The sequence below is a fragment of the Nesterenkonia xinjiangensis genome (genome assembly GCF_013410745.1).
GTDB classification, from domain to species: Bacteria; Actinomycetota; Actinomycetes; order Actinomycetales; family Micrococcaceae; genus Nesterenkonia; species Nesterenkonia xinjiangensis.
This window is the reverse complement of sequence record NZ_JACCFY010000001.1, coordinates 3,339,621-3,355,039: the sequence shown is the minus strand read 5'-3', so window position 1 is coordinate 3,355,039 and position 15,419 is coordinate 3,339,621. Positions and strand designations below refer to the sequence as shown.

The window sequence follows — 15,419 nt, the reverse complement described above, 5'->3', positions numbered from 1 at the left end:
CACACTGAGGTTGCAGGGGAGTTGCGCCGCTCGGCGCCTCAGGCGGATGCCCAGGCTCACGTGGTGGAACGCGCCACGAGCAGGGCTCGCTCGGGAGAGTCCGGAGGCAGCAGGCGCAGAGCCTCCCGGAGGGCGGCCTCGTCGCCGCGCGCCTCGGGAAGCTGCAGGTAGCGGCAGATCTCCAGGGGGGAGCCGTCCTGCAGCACGGCCTCGCGAAGCATGGCGGAGAGCTCCCACCGGATGCGGGTGATGCCGGGGGACTGGGACCGGGGGAGGAGGTCTCCGGCATAGAGGTCCAGTGCCGTGGCCCGGTCGCCCCGGCGCAGCGCCTCGTAGACGTCCACCGCATCCAGGGGGAGCGGCTGTGAGAGCCGGTAGGGGCGAGACAGCAGCGTCAGGCCGGGCTCCGGGGCGGGAACTTGCGTCAGGACTCGGCGCAGGCGATTGACCTCGGCGCGCAGGGAGACCTCGTGCCCGGGTTCGCCGAAGAGGTCCTCGGCCAGCTGGGCGGCATTCATTCCCGCCTCGGCTCGGCCCCGGGGTCCTCCGGTCTCCCAGCCCAGAAGCACGAGCAGATCGGCATGTCGGGGGCTGAGGCGCCACGAGGCGGGGCCCCGGGCGAGGGACGGGGACTCCTGGCCCAGGGTGATGAGACGCGGCAGCCCCTGCCCTGCCGCGGTGGAGCGCAGCTCCCCCTGGGCCGCGGCGATCGCCGCGACGACCAGCGGAAGGGAATGGGTGGCCACCGCTTCTCGTCCTCCGGTGATGTCCACCATGCCGAGCAGTCCGCCGGTGTGTGGGCAGTGGACCGGAGCCGCGGAGCAGGAGAATCGGTGCGCCGCGACGGCGAAGTGCTGCTCCTGATCCACCTTGACGGCCCGGCCGCTGGCCAGTGCGGTGCCAGGCGCAGAAGTGCCGATCGCTCGCTCCGACCAATTGGCCCCCGCCTGGAATCCCTGGGACTCAGCACGGCGGAGCGTCGGGCGATCGCCGTCGACCCAGAGGAGTCGCCCCTGGGCGTCTCCGACGGCGACGATGAGACCTGCGTCCCGCGCCGGCTGGATCAGCAGACGGTCGAACACCGGCATCGCAGCCGACAGCGGGTGCTCCCGGCGGGCGCCCGGGAGGTCAGACTCAGACAGGTCGATGGGCGGCGACGCATGACCCGGGTCCTTCAGATATCCCGAGGAGCGACGCCACGACTCGCGCAGCATCGGGGGCAGCGCCTCCCATGTCTGCGGCTCGTCGGGGACGGCCTCACGCATCATGGAGCCTCCTGAGGGGCGCATCGTCAATACTCCGCCGCGGATCGGGCAACGGTTCACCGGCTGTCGTGTACGTGATACAGCACACATGGGATCGACTTTCAGGATAGGCCATGAACCCAGGCGGCGAGGCCTCTCCATCCGGGGCGGAGCTGCAACGTCGATGCAACGGCCCGTCCATTAGCGTCATCACTGTGTGAATCAGCTCACATGCTGGGTCAATGTCACTGGTGCCGGCTCACCGACGGAGGCGTGCTCCTCGTGGCGAGACTGATCTGGCGGTGACACAGCTCTGACATGCCATCCCTGACGAAGGAGTCCCCATGAGCGTCTACGCGCAGCCCGGCCACCCCGAGAGCCTGGTGAGCTTCAAAGCCCGGTACGAGAACTGGATCGGCGGCGAATGGGTCGCCCCGGTCAAAGGACGCTACTTCGAGAACCCGTCCCCGGTCACCGGGAAGACCTTCACCGAGATCGCTCAGTCCGACGCCGAGGACATCGAGCTCGCCCTCGACGCCGCACACCAGGCGGCTCCTGGCTGGGGCCGGACCTCCGCCGCCCAGCGTGCGCTGGTACTCCACCGCATCGCCGACCGGATCGAGGAGAACCTGGAGATGCTCGCGGTGGCCGAGACCTGGGACAACGGCAAGCCCGTGCGTGAGTGCCTGGCCGCCGACCTGCCGCTGGCCGTGGACCACTTCCGCTACTTCGCCTCCGCCATCCGCGCCCAAGAGGGCGGGATCAGTGAGATCGACGGCGACACCGTGGCGTACCACTTCCACGAACCGCTGGGCGTGGTCGGCCAGATCATCCCTTGGAACTTCCCGCTGCTGATGGCCACATGGAAACTCGCCCCCGCGCTGGCCGCCGGCAACACGGTGGTGCTCAAGCCCGCCGAGCAGACGCCGACATCCATCCTGGTGCTGTCCGAGCTGATCGCCGACCTGCTGCCGGCCGGGGTGCTCAACGTGGTCAACGGTTTCGGCGCCGAGGCCGGAGCCCCACTGGCCTCCAGCCCGAGGATCCGCAAGATCGCCTTCACCGGAGAGACCACCACCGGCCGGCTCATCATGCAGTACGCCTCCCAGAACCTCATCCCGGTCACCCTGGAGCTGGGCGGCAAGAGCCCCAACATCTTCTTCTCCGACGTCGCCCGGGAGAAGGACGCCTTCTATGAGAAGGCCCTGGAGGGCTTCACGATGTTCGCTCTCAACCAGGGTGAGGTCTGCACCTGCCCGTCGCGCGCCCTGATCGACGAGACCATCATGGACGGATTCCTCGCCGATGCCGTTGAACGCACCAAGAAGGTCGTGCAGGGCGACCCGCTGGACACCAGCACCATGATCGGCGCTCAGGCCAGCAACGATCAGCTGGAGAAGATCCTCTCCTACATCGACATCGGCAAGCAGGAGGGCGCGGAGGTGCTGCTCGGCGGCGAGCAGGTGGACCTCGGCGGGGATCTCTCCGGAGGATACTACGTGCAACCGACGATCTTCCGCGGCAGCAACTCCATGCGTATCTTTCAGGAAGAGATCTTCGGCCCCGTGGTCTCGGTGACCGGTTTCTCCGGCTACCAGGATGCCATGGACATCGCCAATGACACTCTCTACGGACTGGGAGCCGGGGTGTGGTCCCGCGACGGTGCCACCGCCTACCGCGCGGGCCGGGAGATCCAGGCCGGACGGGTCTGGACCAACTGCTACCACCAGTACCCCGCCCACGCCGCCTTCGGTGGGTACAAGCAGTCCGGCATCGGCCGGGAGAACCACGCGATGATGCTGGGCCACTACCAGCAGACCAAGAACCTGCTGGTCAGCTACTCCGAAGGAGCTGCCGGCCTGTTCTGATCAGCAGGTCGCCACAGAGCCGGATGACGGCCCGCCGCCGGGGGAGCCCCGGGCGGCGGGCGTCTCCGTCCCAAGGACGCCCCACCAGGAGAAGGGAATGAGGACGATGCCCCATGCACGTGTCGCCCTGACCGAGGAGGCCGCAGCCCTGCTGCGCCGCCTCCGCACAGAGCATGACCAGCCGCTGATGTTCCACCAGTCCGGAGGCTGCTGCGACGGCTCCGCCCCCATGTGCTACACCCAGGGGACCTTCCTCACCGGCTCCTCGGATGTGCTGCTCGGCGAACTCGACGCCGGCACCGGCGAACCTGTCCCGGTGTGGATCTCCCAGGCTCAGTTCGAGTACTGGTCCCACACCCACCTCACCATCGACGTCACCGCTGGCCGTGGGGCGGGTTTCTCCATCGAAGGGCCCACCGGTCACCGGTTCGTGATCCGCTCCCGCCTCTTCACCGACGAGGAGTCCCAGGATCTGGAGCCGGTCCGCACCGGCTGAGCCCTCCGCCGGGCCGGGGGAGTGCGTCGCCGCAGCCGCTCCAGGTGGTCCTCACGCCGCAGGTCCCAGGCGTCGGCGGCCTGGATGCTCACCGCCCGCGGTCCGGTGCGGCGGATCGTGCCCTCCACCAGCATCAGCTGGGCGGTGAAGAGGATCTCCCCGGCGTTGCTCTGGGCCTCCTCGAAGAACGCGACGTCGGCGCAGCCGGTGCCGTCGTCGAGACTGATGAACACCACCCGTTTCCCGCTGGCCATCGGCGGGGTCTGGGTGGCCACCCGGATCCCGGCCACTCGCACAGTGGAGCCGCTGCGCAGCCCCAGCAGGTCCTCCGCCCGGGTCACCTCGAAGCGGTCCAGCGCCGCCCGATGGTTCTCCATCACATGGCCGGTGACGTCGATGCTGGTCAGTCGCAGCTCGTCACTGATCAGCTCCTCCCTGGTGGGGGAGGGATGCGTCTCCGGCAGGGAGGAGACCTCCACGTCCGGGAGGGGCAACGGCAGCTGGCCGGCCACCTCCCGGCGTCGCGGCGAGGAGACCCGCGCCCGGGTCCGGTCCGCGACGGCGGCGATCAGGTCCCCCCGTCGGCCCAGGCCCCCGGGCATGAGTGAGTCCAAGGCCCCCACCTGTGCCAGTGCGCGCAGCGTGGGACGCTTCGGACGCGCCCGATCCCGCAGGTCCGCCAGCGAGTCGAAGGGCTGGGCCTCCACGATCCTGTCGATCTCCGCCTCGCTGATTCCCTTGAGGCTGGTCAGCGCCATGCGGATGCCCGCTGCGGCCGGCTCATCCAACTCCTCCAGCACATAGTGCCGGGTGGAGCGGTTGACGTCCATGCCCAGCAGCGGCACTCCCAGACGCCTGGCCTCGGCCACCAGCAGCCGCAGCGGATACATGCCCGGATCATGCTCGAAGAGCCCGGCGAGGAAAGCCGCCGGATGGTGGGTCTTCAGCCAGGCAGACTCGAAGGTCGGGACCGCGAAGGCCGCCCCATGTGCTTTGCAGAAGCCGAAGGAGCCGAAGCTGTCCAGGATCTCCCAGACCTCCTCGATCACCCCGTCGGCATACCCGCGCGCTGCGGCCCGGGTGCGGAAGAAGGTCTCCACCGTGTCATGGGTCTCGCCGCCCAGTGCACGGCGGAGCTCATCGGCCTTGGCCAGTCCGCAGCAGGTCATCGTGTCGAAGATGCGCAGCACCTGCTCGTGGTAGATCGTCACCCCGTGGGTCTCGGCCAGCACGTCGGCCAGGTCCGGGTGCGGGGAGGCCACCTGTTCGAAACCATGCCGCCGCTCCAGATAAGGGGTCACCATGCCGGACCCCATCGGCCCCGGTCGGAACAGCGAGATGTCCACCACCAGGTCGGAGAAGCGTCGTGGCACCAGCTTGCCCACCAGCTCCCGCTGCCCCGGAGACTCGATCTGGAAGCAGCCCAAAGTGTGGGTGGACTGGATGAGTCGATAGGTCGCCTCGTCGTCGCGGTCCACCGCCTCCAGCTCGATCCGTTCCCCGGTGGTGCGCCGCACCTCCTGCAGGGCGTAGGCGATGGTGGACTGCATGCGCACCCCCAGCACGTCCAGCTTCAGGAAACCCATCGGGTCCATGTCGTGCTTGTCGAACTGACTCATCGGCAGTCCGTCCACGCCGGAGGGCTGCACCGGCGTGAGGTCCAGCAGCTGCTCATCGCCCAGGATGACCCCACAGGGGTGGGTGGAGATATGCCGGGGAAGCCGGTCCAGCCGCTCGGTGAGATCCACCAGCAGGTCCAGCTGCTGGCGCCCCTGCGACCGCTCGGAGTCCAACCGGGCGGCCAGGGTGCGCAGCTCCGGCTTTTCCGCCAGCGCCTCTCGGAACCGACTGGCCGGAAAGCGCCACATGGTCTCAGCGATCTGCGCGATCTCCTCCTCCGGCAGTCCCAGAGCGAGGCCGGCGTCGCGCACGGCTCCGCGGATCCGATAGCTGTTCTGCATACTCATCAGCGTGGTGCGCTCACCACCGAACCGCTCGAAGATCCGGTGGTAGACCTCATGGCGGCGGGCCGACTCCACGTCGATGTCGATGTCCGGCAGGGTGGAACGGCGTCGTGAGAGGAAACGTTCGAAGATCAGATCATGCTCGATCGGGTCCACCGCGCTGATCCGCAGCAGATGGTTCACCAGAGAGGAGGCCCCTGAGCCGCGCGCCGAGACCCGCACCTCCATCTGCTCGACCATCTCGACCACTTCTGCGACCGTCAGGAAGTAGCTGGAGAAGCCGAGATCCTCGATGATCGTCAGCTCATGCTCCAACCGCCCCCTCACCTGCGCGGCGGCTGAGGAGGAGAGCCGGGGGAACCGCGCGGTGAGCCCGGCCTCGCAGCGCTGGCGCAGCTCGCGGCGCGGATCTGTGCACCGCCCCTGCCGGCCGAGCCCGATCACCCGGGCCTCCGGGACCTTCGGCACGCGGAAGCTCATGTGCGCCACCGGGTCCAGGAGGCAACGCTGCGCCAGCGCCCGGGTGTGCTCGAGCAGGTCCACGGCGTCGATGCGTGCCGCCGAGCTGGACGCGCAGATCTCCCCGGCCAGTCGTTCCATCGTCCGGGCAGGCTTGAGCCAGCCCTGGCCGTTGGGCTGCAGGGTCTCGGTGACGTGGAGACTGGAGAGCACCCGGACCGCGTCGAGCACATCGGCGGTGGTGGCGTCGTCCTCCTGGGCGAAGCGCACCATGTTCGTCAGCACCGGGTCCACTGCACAGTCCTCGGCGATCGCGAGCATCCGCGCGGCATGGGCGGTGGAGAGCGCCTCTCCGGGAGGGGCGAGGTGGGAGACCACCTCGATCCGCAGCGGGGCGGCCCCCAGGGCCGATCGCCAGCCGTGCAGCAGCCCTCGGGCCTGGGCGTAGCGTCGGGTGGCCGCAGCGGTGCCGACGTCGCTCTCCGGCCCCAGCAGCACGAACAGTGCCGGATCGGCCTCTCCGGAGGCCACGGCCCGCACCCCTGCGGGGCAGGCCAGCTCCACCAGCCGAGAGAGGCCGAGGCGGGGCCCTGCGCCGGTGTCCCGCAGATGGGCGGCAGAGACCGCCCGACACAGCGCCGCATACCCGGCCGCCGAACCGTGGGCGAGCAGAACCACCCGTCCGCGGTCCGCCAGGCCGCCGTCGGGGAGCTCCTCGATGACCTGCAGGTTCACCCCGAGGATGGGGGAGACGTCGTGGACGCGGCAGGCGGTGACATGCTTGATCGCCCCGTACAGGCCGTCCCGGTCCACGCAGGCGATGGCGCCCGCATCGTCCGCGGCAGCCGCCGCGACCAGGTCCTCCGGCCAGCTGGCACCGTAGTGGGCGCTGAAGGAGGAGGCGACGTCGAGATGCACGAACCCACCCATCAGCGTGCTCCCCGAGATGGGGTGAGCCGGTCAGGGGCGGTGAGATCAGGCCGCCGCATCGTGGACTCTCAGCAGCCGCCATCGTCCGGAGCCGGCGTGACGGCTCAGGTCGACGGTGCGGGGCACGGCCCGGGAGGCGGCCTCCAGGCGGATCTGGAGCCGCCAGATCTCATGGTCGACGACCCCTGCGCCGCGACCGCGTTCGACCCGGGCGTCCTCGAGCCACCAGCGACGGCGCTCGAACCAGCGGACCGGCTCCTCCACGACGGCATGCCAGCGATCCCGCCAGCACAGCCGGTGCGGGATGCCGGTCTCGTCGCACTCGACGGTCAGCTCCTCGGTGAGGGCCCGCGACAGCGGGATGACGGCTGCATCGTTCCGGGATCCTGAGCCAGAGGCTCGGCTCGCGGCGCTCTGGCTCCTCGCGGCGGCGAGGCGGCGAGCTTCCTCCGGGGCGACGAGGCGGACGACGCCGGGAAGGGCGGGGGTGGTCGAGGTGGTGCTCATCAGCTCTACTCCCTAGGTCCAGCGCCCGAGGGCGCGCAGGTGCAGTGTTCGCTGACGATGGGAAGGAGCGAGCGGGGAGCGAGGCACCGCCTCTCGCCCCTCCATCGTAGTTCGAACACAGTTTCGAATACAAAGGGAGGCTATGACGGACCGCTGACATGCGAGGCAGGCGGGCGTGCGACACCGCCAGAAGGCGCCTGCCGAGGTGCCGGAGTCATTCTCCGACACCGCCGGCAGGCGCAACGCTCAGCGCGGAGCGGGCACCCCGGGCAGCCGCCACACGGTGAAGGACGGGCCGAGGGCGGAGATCCGCATCGTCTCGCCGGAGAGGCCGCACACGGACTCACCGGTCAGACGCGAGACCGCCGGCTCGTCCCGCTGACCGCCGGACGCCGCCAGCCCCGGCACGGCCACCACCGGAAGCTCCACCTCACGCTCAGCCATGGTGGCCAGCACCAGCAGGCTCTCCTGGGACGACTCGCGGAGGAACACCACGGCGTCGTCGTCAGCGTGGACCCAGCGCATCCCGCCGCGGGCCAGCACCTCATGACCGCGGCGCAGACCGACCAGCTCCCGGCACAGTCGCAGCCGCTCGGCGACCTCCGGCTGGGACTCCGTACCCCAGGGCATCGGAGTGCGGCTGAGCTCGCCGTCGGCCCCGGTGAGCCCGAACTCGTCCCCGGCGAAGAGCACCGGCACCCCCGGCAGGGTCATCGCCAGACCCAGCGCGAGCGGCATGGCCCCCTCGGCGGCGTGCGTGGAGAACCGCGCGGTGTCATGGGTGTTCAGCGGCTGCATGTTCCCCAGCCGGATCCGCCACGGGATCCCGGCGGAGAACCGGGTCACCGCCTGGGCGAACTCCGCGGCGGTGATCTTCGGGATCCCGCCCAGCGGCAGGCCGAAGAACCACGGCTCGGTGCGCTGGGAGCCCTCCGCAGTGGTCCAGGGCTCCCCGGTGGGATCGCTCAACCAGGACCACAGCGGTCGGGTGAAGGCCGGATACGTCATGGCCCCGTGCCAGGCGTCTCCCTGCAGGTCCTCAGTGGCGTCATTGGTGGACTCGGCCAGCAGCACGGTGTCCGGGTTGACCTTCTCCATGGTGCGGCGCAGGATCTGCCGCACCTCGGCGTTGAGGTCGACGTCGCGCAGCCGTCCGGTCATGTTCGCCACATCGATCCGCCAGCCGTCGGCCTCGAAGGGCGGCAGCAGCCAGCGGGCGACCACCGAGTCCGTCCCCTGGATGAACCTCTCACGCAGCTGCTCGGAGGACCAGTCGAACTTCGGCAGTGACGGCGTGCCCAGCCAGGACTCGTAGGAGCCGTCTTCGGCGAAGTAGTAGTACTGCCGCTCTGGGGCCCCAGGATCGGCGAGAGCGGTCTGGAACCACTCGTGGCGATCCCCGGAATGGTTGCTCGTCAGGTCCCCGATGACCCGCATGCCTCGGGCGTGGGCGGCTCGGACCAGGCGCACATAGGCCTCATCGCCGCCGAGCAGCGGGTCCACCCGCTCGAAGCTCGCCGCGTCGTACCGATGGTTCGAGGCCGCCGGAAAGATCGGCGTCAGGTAGATCAGGTCCACTCCGAGCTCGGCCAGATGGTCCAGCTTCTCCACGATCCCGTCGAGGTCACCGCCGTAGAGCTGCTGACTCCTGCACGGCATCACGGGGGCCACCGGGTCCTCCCAGGCGGCCGGGATCGCCCACTCAGGAGCCTCACGATCCGCGGCCTCTGCGGACCGGGCGAACCGGTCCGGGAAGATCTGGTACATCACCGACTCTGCCAGCCAGGCCGGAGCCGCCGGGGTGGCCAGCAGGACGAAGTCATCGGCGTCGCGGACCTCCCCGGGGTGCAGACCGGACTGGTTCAGCCAGTGCACACGGCCGGCGCCGCGCAGCAGCCAGCGGTAGCCGTGGCGGGGGTTGTGCACAGTGACCTCGGCCTCCCACCACTGCCAGCCGCCCGCAGCACCGAGCGGCTCGGCCTCGTCCCAGGTCGGCTCGCGGTCCGGGTTGGACCGCACCATGACCGCCTCCAGCGGGCCGAAGCCCTCCGGCACGCGCAGCCGCACCCGCACGCGCTCGCCCAGAGCGGGGGCGTCGTCCGAGACGTGCAGGGGTGAGCCGTCGTGATGGGGGAGCAGGTCGGCTGGAGGCGGGGACGGGTGGGCGGGTGCTGGCATGGGTCTCCTCACTTCACGCTTCCGGCGGTCAGTCCACCGATGATGTACTTCTGCAGGGCCAGGAACAGCGCCACCGGGATGATCGCGGCCAGCACCGCGCCCGCGGCGAAGATCGACCAGTTCTGCGAGGTCTCCTGGGAGATGAACTGGTACAGCCCCACCGCCAGAGTCTGCTTGTCCGGGTCGATCAGCAGCACCGAGGCCACCACGAAGTCGTTGGTGGTCGCGATGAACGAGAGCAGCGCCACCACCGCCAGGATCGGAGAGACCAGCGGCAGGATGATGGTGAAGAATATCCGGGCGTGACCGGCGCCGTCGATGCGTGCGGCCTCATCGATGGACTGCGGGATCGTGTTGAAGAACCCATACATCAGATAGGTGTTCACCCCCAGCGCCCCGCCCAGATACACCAGGATGAGTCCCATCTGGCTGTTCACCCCGATGGCCGGGAAGATCTCCCCGATGGAAAGCATCAGCAGGAAGATCGCGACCATCGCCAGCAGCTGCGGGAACATCTGCACCAGCAGCAGGGTGATCAGCCCGACCCGCCGTCCGGTGAACCGCATCCGGGAGAACGCATAGGCGGCCAGTGCGCCGAGCAGCACGCTTCCCGCCGAGGAGGTCAGGCCGATGAACAGCGTGTTCCCGAACCAGGCGGCGTAGGGCTGCTGGGGACGGTCGAACAGCTCGACATAGCTGTCCAGACTCATGTTCCGGAACAGCGAGTTGGCGGTGATCAGCGTGCCGCCGGGGTTCAGCGAGGCGGAGAACACGTAGACCAGCGGGAAGATCGAGAAGACCACGATCACCGCACCGACGAGATGACGCCAGCCGGTCTGGCGCATCCAGACGCGGATGGGCCGGCCGGTGCGGAGGGGGCGAGGGGCGCTGTCAGTGTCGATACTCATGTCAGTTCAGCTCCTCGAGTGACTTGGTCTGCCGGAAGGCGATCACCGAGACGGTGCCGACGAGCAGGAAGATGATGATCGCGAAGGCGCTGGCCAGCCCATAGTCTCGATCGGCACCGACGAAGGCCACCTTGTAGACCAGGGTGATGAGGATGTCGGTGGCACCGACGTTGATGCCGGCGTCGAGATCGCGGGGCCCGCCTCCGGTGAGCATGTACACCAGGGTCAGGTTGTTGAAGTTGAAGGCGAAGGCCGAGATCAGCAACGGTGCCAGGGAGACCAGCAGCAGGGGCAGCTTGATCATCCGGAAGGCCTGGAAGGGCCTGGCGCCGTCCATCTGCGCGGCCTCGGTGAGTTCGTCGGGTATCGCCTGCAGCGCGCCGGTGCAGACCAGGAACATGTAGGGGAACCCCAGCCAGAGGTTCACCAGCAGGATCGAGACCTTCGCCAGGAGGGCATCGGTCAGCCAGGGGATCTGGGCGCCTCCGAAGATGACGTTGTTCACGAAGCCGAACTCCTGGTTCAGCATGCCTGCCCAGACCAGTGCGGAGAGGAACCCGGGGAAGGCGTAGGGCAGGATCATGATCAGCCGGTAGTACTTGCGGCTTCGCATCCGGGCGTCGTTGAACACGATCGCCAGGAACAGGCCCAGGACGAAGGTCGTCGCCACCGAGAGGAACGCGAAGGCGAAGGTCCAGATCGTCACCGAGAGCAGCGGGCCACGGATCGTGGGCTCGGTGGCGGCACGCACGAAGTTGTCCAGGCCGACGTGGATCCGCCAGCCCGGCATCAGCTCCTCACCCTGCGGGGAGCTGAACGCGCCCTCACCGGCGTCGGCGTAGACCGTCCCGGTGTCTGAGTTGGTCATGGTGTCGGCCTCGGCGTCGTAGACATACCGAGAGGTGTAGAGATAGGCCGACTGCGCATCCTGGGTGCGGAGCATGCCCGCATTGGGGTCCTCGCTGAAGGGCACCGCCAGCTGGGTGATCTCCCCCTGGCGCTGGAGCACCTCGGCGAAGTCCAGGACGTCATGTCCGGGGACGTCGACCACGCGCCCGGCATCGACCACGGCTCCGTCGACCTGTTCCAGAGGCTGCTCCGCGGAACCGATGAAGACATCGCCTGCCGGGTCGGTGACCACGAAGGAGAGCTCACCGAAGCGCTCCGCCACAGCGAGCGAGTAGGTGGGGGAGTCCGGCACGCGCTCCTGGTTCTGCAGCATGATCGCGTGCACCGCGTCGTCCTTGTCGCTGTTGTGTCCGGTGCCGTAGTTGGTGAAGGCGACGTACCCGGAGTACAGCACCATGAATATCTGGAAGATCAGCAGGAACGCCACACCGGGAAGCAGGTACTTCGCCGGCAGTCCGCCGCGGCGGAAGTAGATCCACGAGATGAGGATCCCCGCGACGACGACGGCGCCCCCGACCAGCGGCTGGTCGCTGGCGAACAGCACCAGGGCCGCGTAGACGGCGACGGCGTTGAGCGCGCCGAGGATCAGGATCTTGACGACGAGCAGCTTCCATCCCACGGAGGCGGCCTCGGCCAGGCGCTCGGCCTGCCGATGCCTCCTCCCGGGGGGCCGGCGGCCGCGGGGGTGTTCCGCGGCCGCCGGGGACTTCTCAGGGGCGGGAGAGGTGGTGGTCATCACGGATCAGTCGATGGCTCCGGCGATGTCATCGGCCATGCGCTCCCAGAGCTCGGCCGGGTCGCCGTCGCCCTCGATGATCGCGGCCTGGGTGGTGCCCCAGAACTCCCAGACGGCTCCCATCTCCGGGATGTTGGGCATCGGGACGGCCTCGGCGCCGACTTCGCCGAATCCGGCGACGATCTCGTCATCGGCCAGGGCGGCGTCGAAGGACTCCGTCAGCGCCGGGGCCCGGCCACCGACCTCGTAGAGGGCGGTCTGGATCTCGGCGGAACCGATGTATTCGGTGAGGAACGTCGTGGCGGCGACGACGTTCTCGCTCTGCGCGGAGAGGAAGAAGCCCTGCACTCCGGCGAAGGGCTGCGCCGCGTGATCGCCCGCGGCCGGGATCGGGTCCACCTGCAGGTCGATGTCGGCGTCCAGGGCGGCGGGCACGTTCCACGGGCCGGTGATGAGGAACGGCGTGTTGCCGTCGACGAAGTTCTCCCGGGCCAGGTCGCCGTCGATGTTGGTGTTCAGCAGCCCTTCAGAGCCCTGTTCGGCGAGCCACTCGGCGAAGTCCACTCCGCCCTCCTCGCCGATGCGCAGGTCGGCGGCGTCATAGCCGCCCTCCGAGTCGGTGCCGAAGACCGGGGCGTCGAAGGACATCTGGAACGGGTAGAGGTGATAGGGATCGGCCTCAGTCGGGTCGAGACCCACCAGGTAGGGGTAGTCGACCTCGGCGTCCTCCCCGATGGCGACCATCTCCGCGTAGCTCTCCGGGGCATCCGGTGCGAGCTCGGCGTTGCGCAGCAGGGCGATGTTCTCGATGGAGTAGGGCAGACCATAGAGGTTGCCCTCATAGGACCACGCCTCCAGGGCGACGTCCTGGAACTCCTCCGCCTTGTCGCCGATCTCGATCGGCGCGACGACACCGTTGGTGACCAGTGTGCCCAGCCAGTCATGGGCGCCGACAGCGATGTCGGGGCCTTCGCCGGTGGGGACCTGCGAGACGAACTGGTCCCTGACGTCGGCGAAGTCCTGCTGGACCAGCTCGACGTCGATTCCGGTGTCCTCGGTGAAATCTGCGGCCGCGTCCTGGAGGACGTCGGCCCGGTCGGCATCGACCCAGACGGTCAGGTTGCCGGTGGCCTCGGGGCCCTCAGCGTCACCGCCGTCCTCAGCGGTCGCGTCATCGGATCCGCAGGCGGTCAGCAGCAGTGCTCCGGCGGCCAGGGCGGCGCCGGCGCCGCGGGCTCGGGTGGTGTTGGGCCTCATAGTGTGTCCCTCTGATCGTCGATGTGCATGACAGGTGCGATGGAGGAGGTCACGTGAGCCACCTCACTGCAAGCGCTTCCAGTATGAGTCAGGTCACCGCTCATTGCAAGCATCGAGATTGTGGCCTTAGGCTGCGGCCACGCGGGCACTGGCGGAGGTGTGAAATGTAAACGCTTGCCAGTACAGTGTGATCATGCACACCAGCCACGAGGCACGCCGCATCCCCCAGGCCCTCACCGCCCCCGAGTGGTGGCGCACCGCCGTCATCTACCAGATCTACCCGCGCTCCTTCGCAGACGCCTCCGGCGACGGAGTGGGCGATCTGCGCGGCATCACCGGTCGACTGGATGCGCTGGACGAGCTGGGCGTCGACGCCCTCTGGCTGAGTCCTTTCATGGTCTCCCCGCAGAAGGACGCCGGCTATGACGTCGCCGACTACTGCGACGTCGACCCGCTCTTCGGCACGCTCGCCGACTTCGATGAGCTCCTCGCCGCAGCCCACGCTCGGGGGATCCGCATCATCGTGGACCTGGTGCCCAACCACTCCTCGGACCAGCACCCCTGGTTCCAGGAGGCGCTGACCGCCGCGCCGGGCTCGCCGGAGCGTGCGCGATACATCTTCCGGGAGGGCCGCGGCCCCGAGGGCGACCAGCCGCCCACCAACTGGGAGTCCATCTTCGGCGGCCCCGCCTGGACCCGGGTCACCGAGGCGGACGGCAGCCCTGGGCAGTGGTACCTGCATCTGTTCGACACCAGCCAGCCGGACTTCAACTGGGACTCTGAGGAGGTCCAGGAGGAGTTCCGTCGCATCCTGCGCTTCTGGCTGGATCGTGGGGTGGACGGGTTCCGCGTGGACGTCGCACACGGCATGGTCAAGGACCCGACCTTCCCGGACTGGACCCCGGATCCGCAGGCCGCCTCGATGGGCGGCGACGCGACGCCGGCACCCTACTGGGAGCAGGTAGGTGTGCATGACATCTACCGAGACTGGAACCGTCTCCTCGCCCAGTACGACGGGGACCGCGCCCTGTGCGGGGAGGCCTGGGTCTCCACCATCGAGAAGACCGCCCTGTGGGTCCGCCCCGACGAGATGCACCAGACCTTCAACTTCCACTACCTGGAGACTCCGTGGGACGCCTCGGCGCTGCGGCGGACCATCGACGATTCGCTGACCGCCTTCAGCTCCGTGGGAGCGCCCAGCACCTGGGTGCTGTCGAATCACGACGTCGTCCGCCACGCCACCCGGCTGGGGCTGACCGCCGAAAGTCCGCAGGGCGCCGGCATCGGCTCGGACTCTCCAGGGCTGCCTGACCCCTCCCAAGCCCTGCAGCGAGCCCGGGCGGCCACCGCACTGATGCTGGCCCTGCCCGGCTCCGCCTACCTCTACCAGGGGGAGGAGCTGGGTCTGCCCGAGGTGCTCGAGATCCCTGACGACGCCCGCCAGGATCCCACCTGGTTCCGCACCTCCGGTGAGCGATACGGCCGTGACGGGTGCCGGGTGCCGATCCCGTGGGAGGCCCACGCTCCGGCTCACGGCTTCAGCGCCACCGGACGCTCCTGGATCCCGCAGCCGCAGGGCTGGGGGGAGTATGCCCGCGACGGACAGCGCCACGACGCCGACTCCACCCTCTCGATGTACCGCCGGCTGCTCGCGCTGCGCCGGACCCACCGGCTGGGGGAGGGGTCGGTGGAGTGGCTCGATGTCAAGGACCTGCTGGGCGCCGAGGCCGCCGAGGTGCTCGCCCTGCGCAACCAGGGCGTCGTCGTGCTGGCGAACCTGGGTGCCGACCCGGTGGCGCTGCCCTCCGCAGCGACGGTGCTGGCGGCCAGCACCCACCTCCCGTCGGCTCAGCACGGCGTCGAACAGAGCTCCGTCGGGGGAGCGGCCGCCCTGCTTCCGTCCGACGCCGTTGTATGGTTGGTCTCGCCGGAGAGCCCCGAGTTCAGCTGAGGAATCGAGACC

At 69.1% G+C, this 15,419-nt stretch carries 10 protein-coding genes; 3 read left to right on the top strand and 7 right to left on the bottom strand.

Annotated elements, in window-relative coordinates:
• Nucleotides 1-56: 56 nt before the first annotated feature.
• The gene (locus tag HNR09_RS15020; protein WP_179542765.1) at nucleotides 57-1,268 is read right to left on the bottom strand and encodes a sigma-54-dependent transcriptional regulator family protein; all 1,212 of its coding nucleotides are present in this window, start codon (nucleotides 1,266-1,268) and stop codon (nucleotides 57-59) included.
• 320 nt (nucleotides 1,269-1,588) lie between these two features.
• On the opposite strand from HNR09_RS15020, the gene adh reads away from it, so the two are divergent.
• Nucleotides 1,589-3,112 carry an aldehyde dehydrogenase gene (gene adh / locus HNR09_RS15015; RefSeq protein ID WP_179542764.1) on the top strand — a complete coding sequence of 508 codons (1,524 nt, stop codon included), beginning with the start codon at nucleotides 1,589-1,591 and terminating at the stop codon, nucleotides 3,110-3,112.
• Nucleotides 3,113-3,209: 97 nt separating this feature from the next.
• Complete coding sequence (locus tag HNR09_RS15010; RefSeq protein ID WP_179542763.1) at nucleotides 3,210-3,608, top strand: DUF779 domain-containing protein; 399 nt, start codon at nucleotides 3,210-3,212, stop codon at nucleotides 3,606-3,608.
• On the opposite strand, the gene HNR09_RS15005 is transcribed toward HNR09_RS15010, so the two are convergent.
• The 6 genes from HNR09_RS15005 to HNR09_RS14980 form a co-directional block, all read right to left on the bottom strand.
• The gene (locus tag HNR09_RS15005) at nucleotides 3,533-6,961 is read right to left on the bottom strand and encodes a DNA polymerase III subunit alpha (protein WP_179542762.1); all 3,429 of its coding nucleotides are present in this window, start codon (nucleotides 6,959-6,961) and stop codon (nucleotides 3,533-3,535) included. The genes HNR09_RS15010 and HNR09_RS15005 overlap by 76 nt on opposite strands.
• 45 nt (nucleotides 6,962-7,006) lie before the next feature.
• Nucleotides 7,007-7,468 carry a DUF6504 family protein gene (locus tag HNR09_RS16540; protein WP_343047563.1) on the bottom strand — a complete coding sequence of 154 codons (462 nt, stop codon included), beginning with the start codon at nucleotides 7,466-7,468 and terminating at the stop codon, nucleotides 7,007-7,009.
• Nucleotides 7,469-7,714: 246 nt separating this feature from the next.
• Nucleotides 7,715-9,646, bottom strand: a complete 1,932-nt coding sequence (locus HNR09_RS14995; RefSeq protein ID WP_179542761.1) for a glycoside hydrolase family 13 protein — start codon at nucleotides 9,644-9,646, stop codon at nucleotides 7,715-7,717.
• An 8-nt stretch (nucleotides 9,647-9,654) separates the two neighbouring features.
• Nucleotides 9,655-10,554, bottom strand: coding sequence for a sugar ABC transporter permease (locus tag HNR09_RS14990; protein ID WP_179542760.1), 900 nt, complete (start codon nucleotides 10,552-10,554; stop codon nucleotides 9,655-9,657).
• Nucleotide 10,555: 1 nt separating this feature from the next.
• On the bottom strand, nucleotides 10,556-12,199 hold the full coding sequence (locus tag HNR09_RS14985) for an ABC transporter permease subunit (protein ID WP_179542759.1): 1,644 nt from the start codon (nucleotides 12,197-12,199) through the stop codon (nucleotides 10,556-10,558).
• 6 nt (nucleotides 12,200-12,205) lie between these two features.
• A complete protein-coding gene (locus HNR09_RS14980) occupies nucleotides 12,206-13,456 on the bottom strand; it encodes a sugar ABC transporter substrate-binding protein (protein ID WP_179542758.1) in 1,251 nt (416 codons plus the stop codon).
• Nucleotides 13,457-13,649: 193 nt separating this feature from the next.
• Between HNR09_RS14980 and HNR09_RS14975 the strand changes: the two genes are divergently transcribed.
• Nucleotides 13,650-15,407 (top strand): glycoside hydrolase family 13 protein, encoded by a 1,758-nt coding sequence (locus tag HNR09_RS14975; RefSeq protein ID WP_179542757.1) that lies wholly within the window; start codon nucleotides 13,650-13,652, stop codon nucleotides 15,405-15,407.
• Nucleotides 15,408-15,419 lie beyond the last annotated feature (12 nt).

Excerpts from the sequence above, each read along its gene's own strand:
- HNR09_RS15020 (WP_179542765.1), bottom strand. The coding sequence starts at position 1,268 with ATGATGCGTGAGGCCGTCCCCGACGAGCCGCAGACATGGGAGGCGCTG.
- adh (WP_179542764.1), top strand. The coding sequence starts at position 1,589 with ATGAGCGTCTACGCGCAGCCCGGCCACCCCGAGAGCCTGGTGAGCTTC.
- HNR09_RS15010 (WP_179542763.1), top strand. The coding sequence starts at position 3,210 with ATGAGGACGATGCCCCATGCACGTGTCGCCCTGACCGAGGAGGCCGCA.
- HNR09_RS15005 (WP_179542762.1), bottom strand. The coding sequence starts at position 6,961 with ATGGGTGGGTTCGTGCATCTCGACGTCGCCTCCTCCTTCAGCGCCCAC.
- HNR09_RS16540 (WP_343047563.1), bottom strand. The coding sequence starts at position 7,468 with ATGAGCACCACCTCGACCACCCCCGCCCTTCCCGGCGTCGTCCGCCTC.
- HNR09_RS14995 (WP_179542761.1), bottom strand. The coding sequence starts at position 9,646 with ATGCCAGCACCCGCCCACCCGTCCCCGCCTCCAGCCGACCTGCTCCCC.
- HNR09_RS14990 (WP_179542760.1), bottom strand. The coding sequence starts at position 10,554 with ATGAGTATCGACACTGACAGCGCCCCTCGCCCCCTCCGCACCGGCCGG.
- HNR09_RS14985 (WP_179542759.1), bottom strand. The coding sequence starts at position 12,199 with ATGACCACCACCTCTCCCGCCCCTGAGAAGTCCCCGGCGGCCGCGGAA.
- HNR09_RS14980 (WP_179542758.1), bottom strand. The coding sequence starts at position 13,456 with ATGAGGCCCAACACCACCCGAGCCCGCGGCGCCGGCGCCGCCCTGGCC.
- HNR09_RS14975 (WP_179542757.1), top strand. The coding sequence starts at position 13,650 with ATGCACACCAGCCACGAGGCACGCCGCATCCCCCAGGCCCTCACCGCC.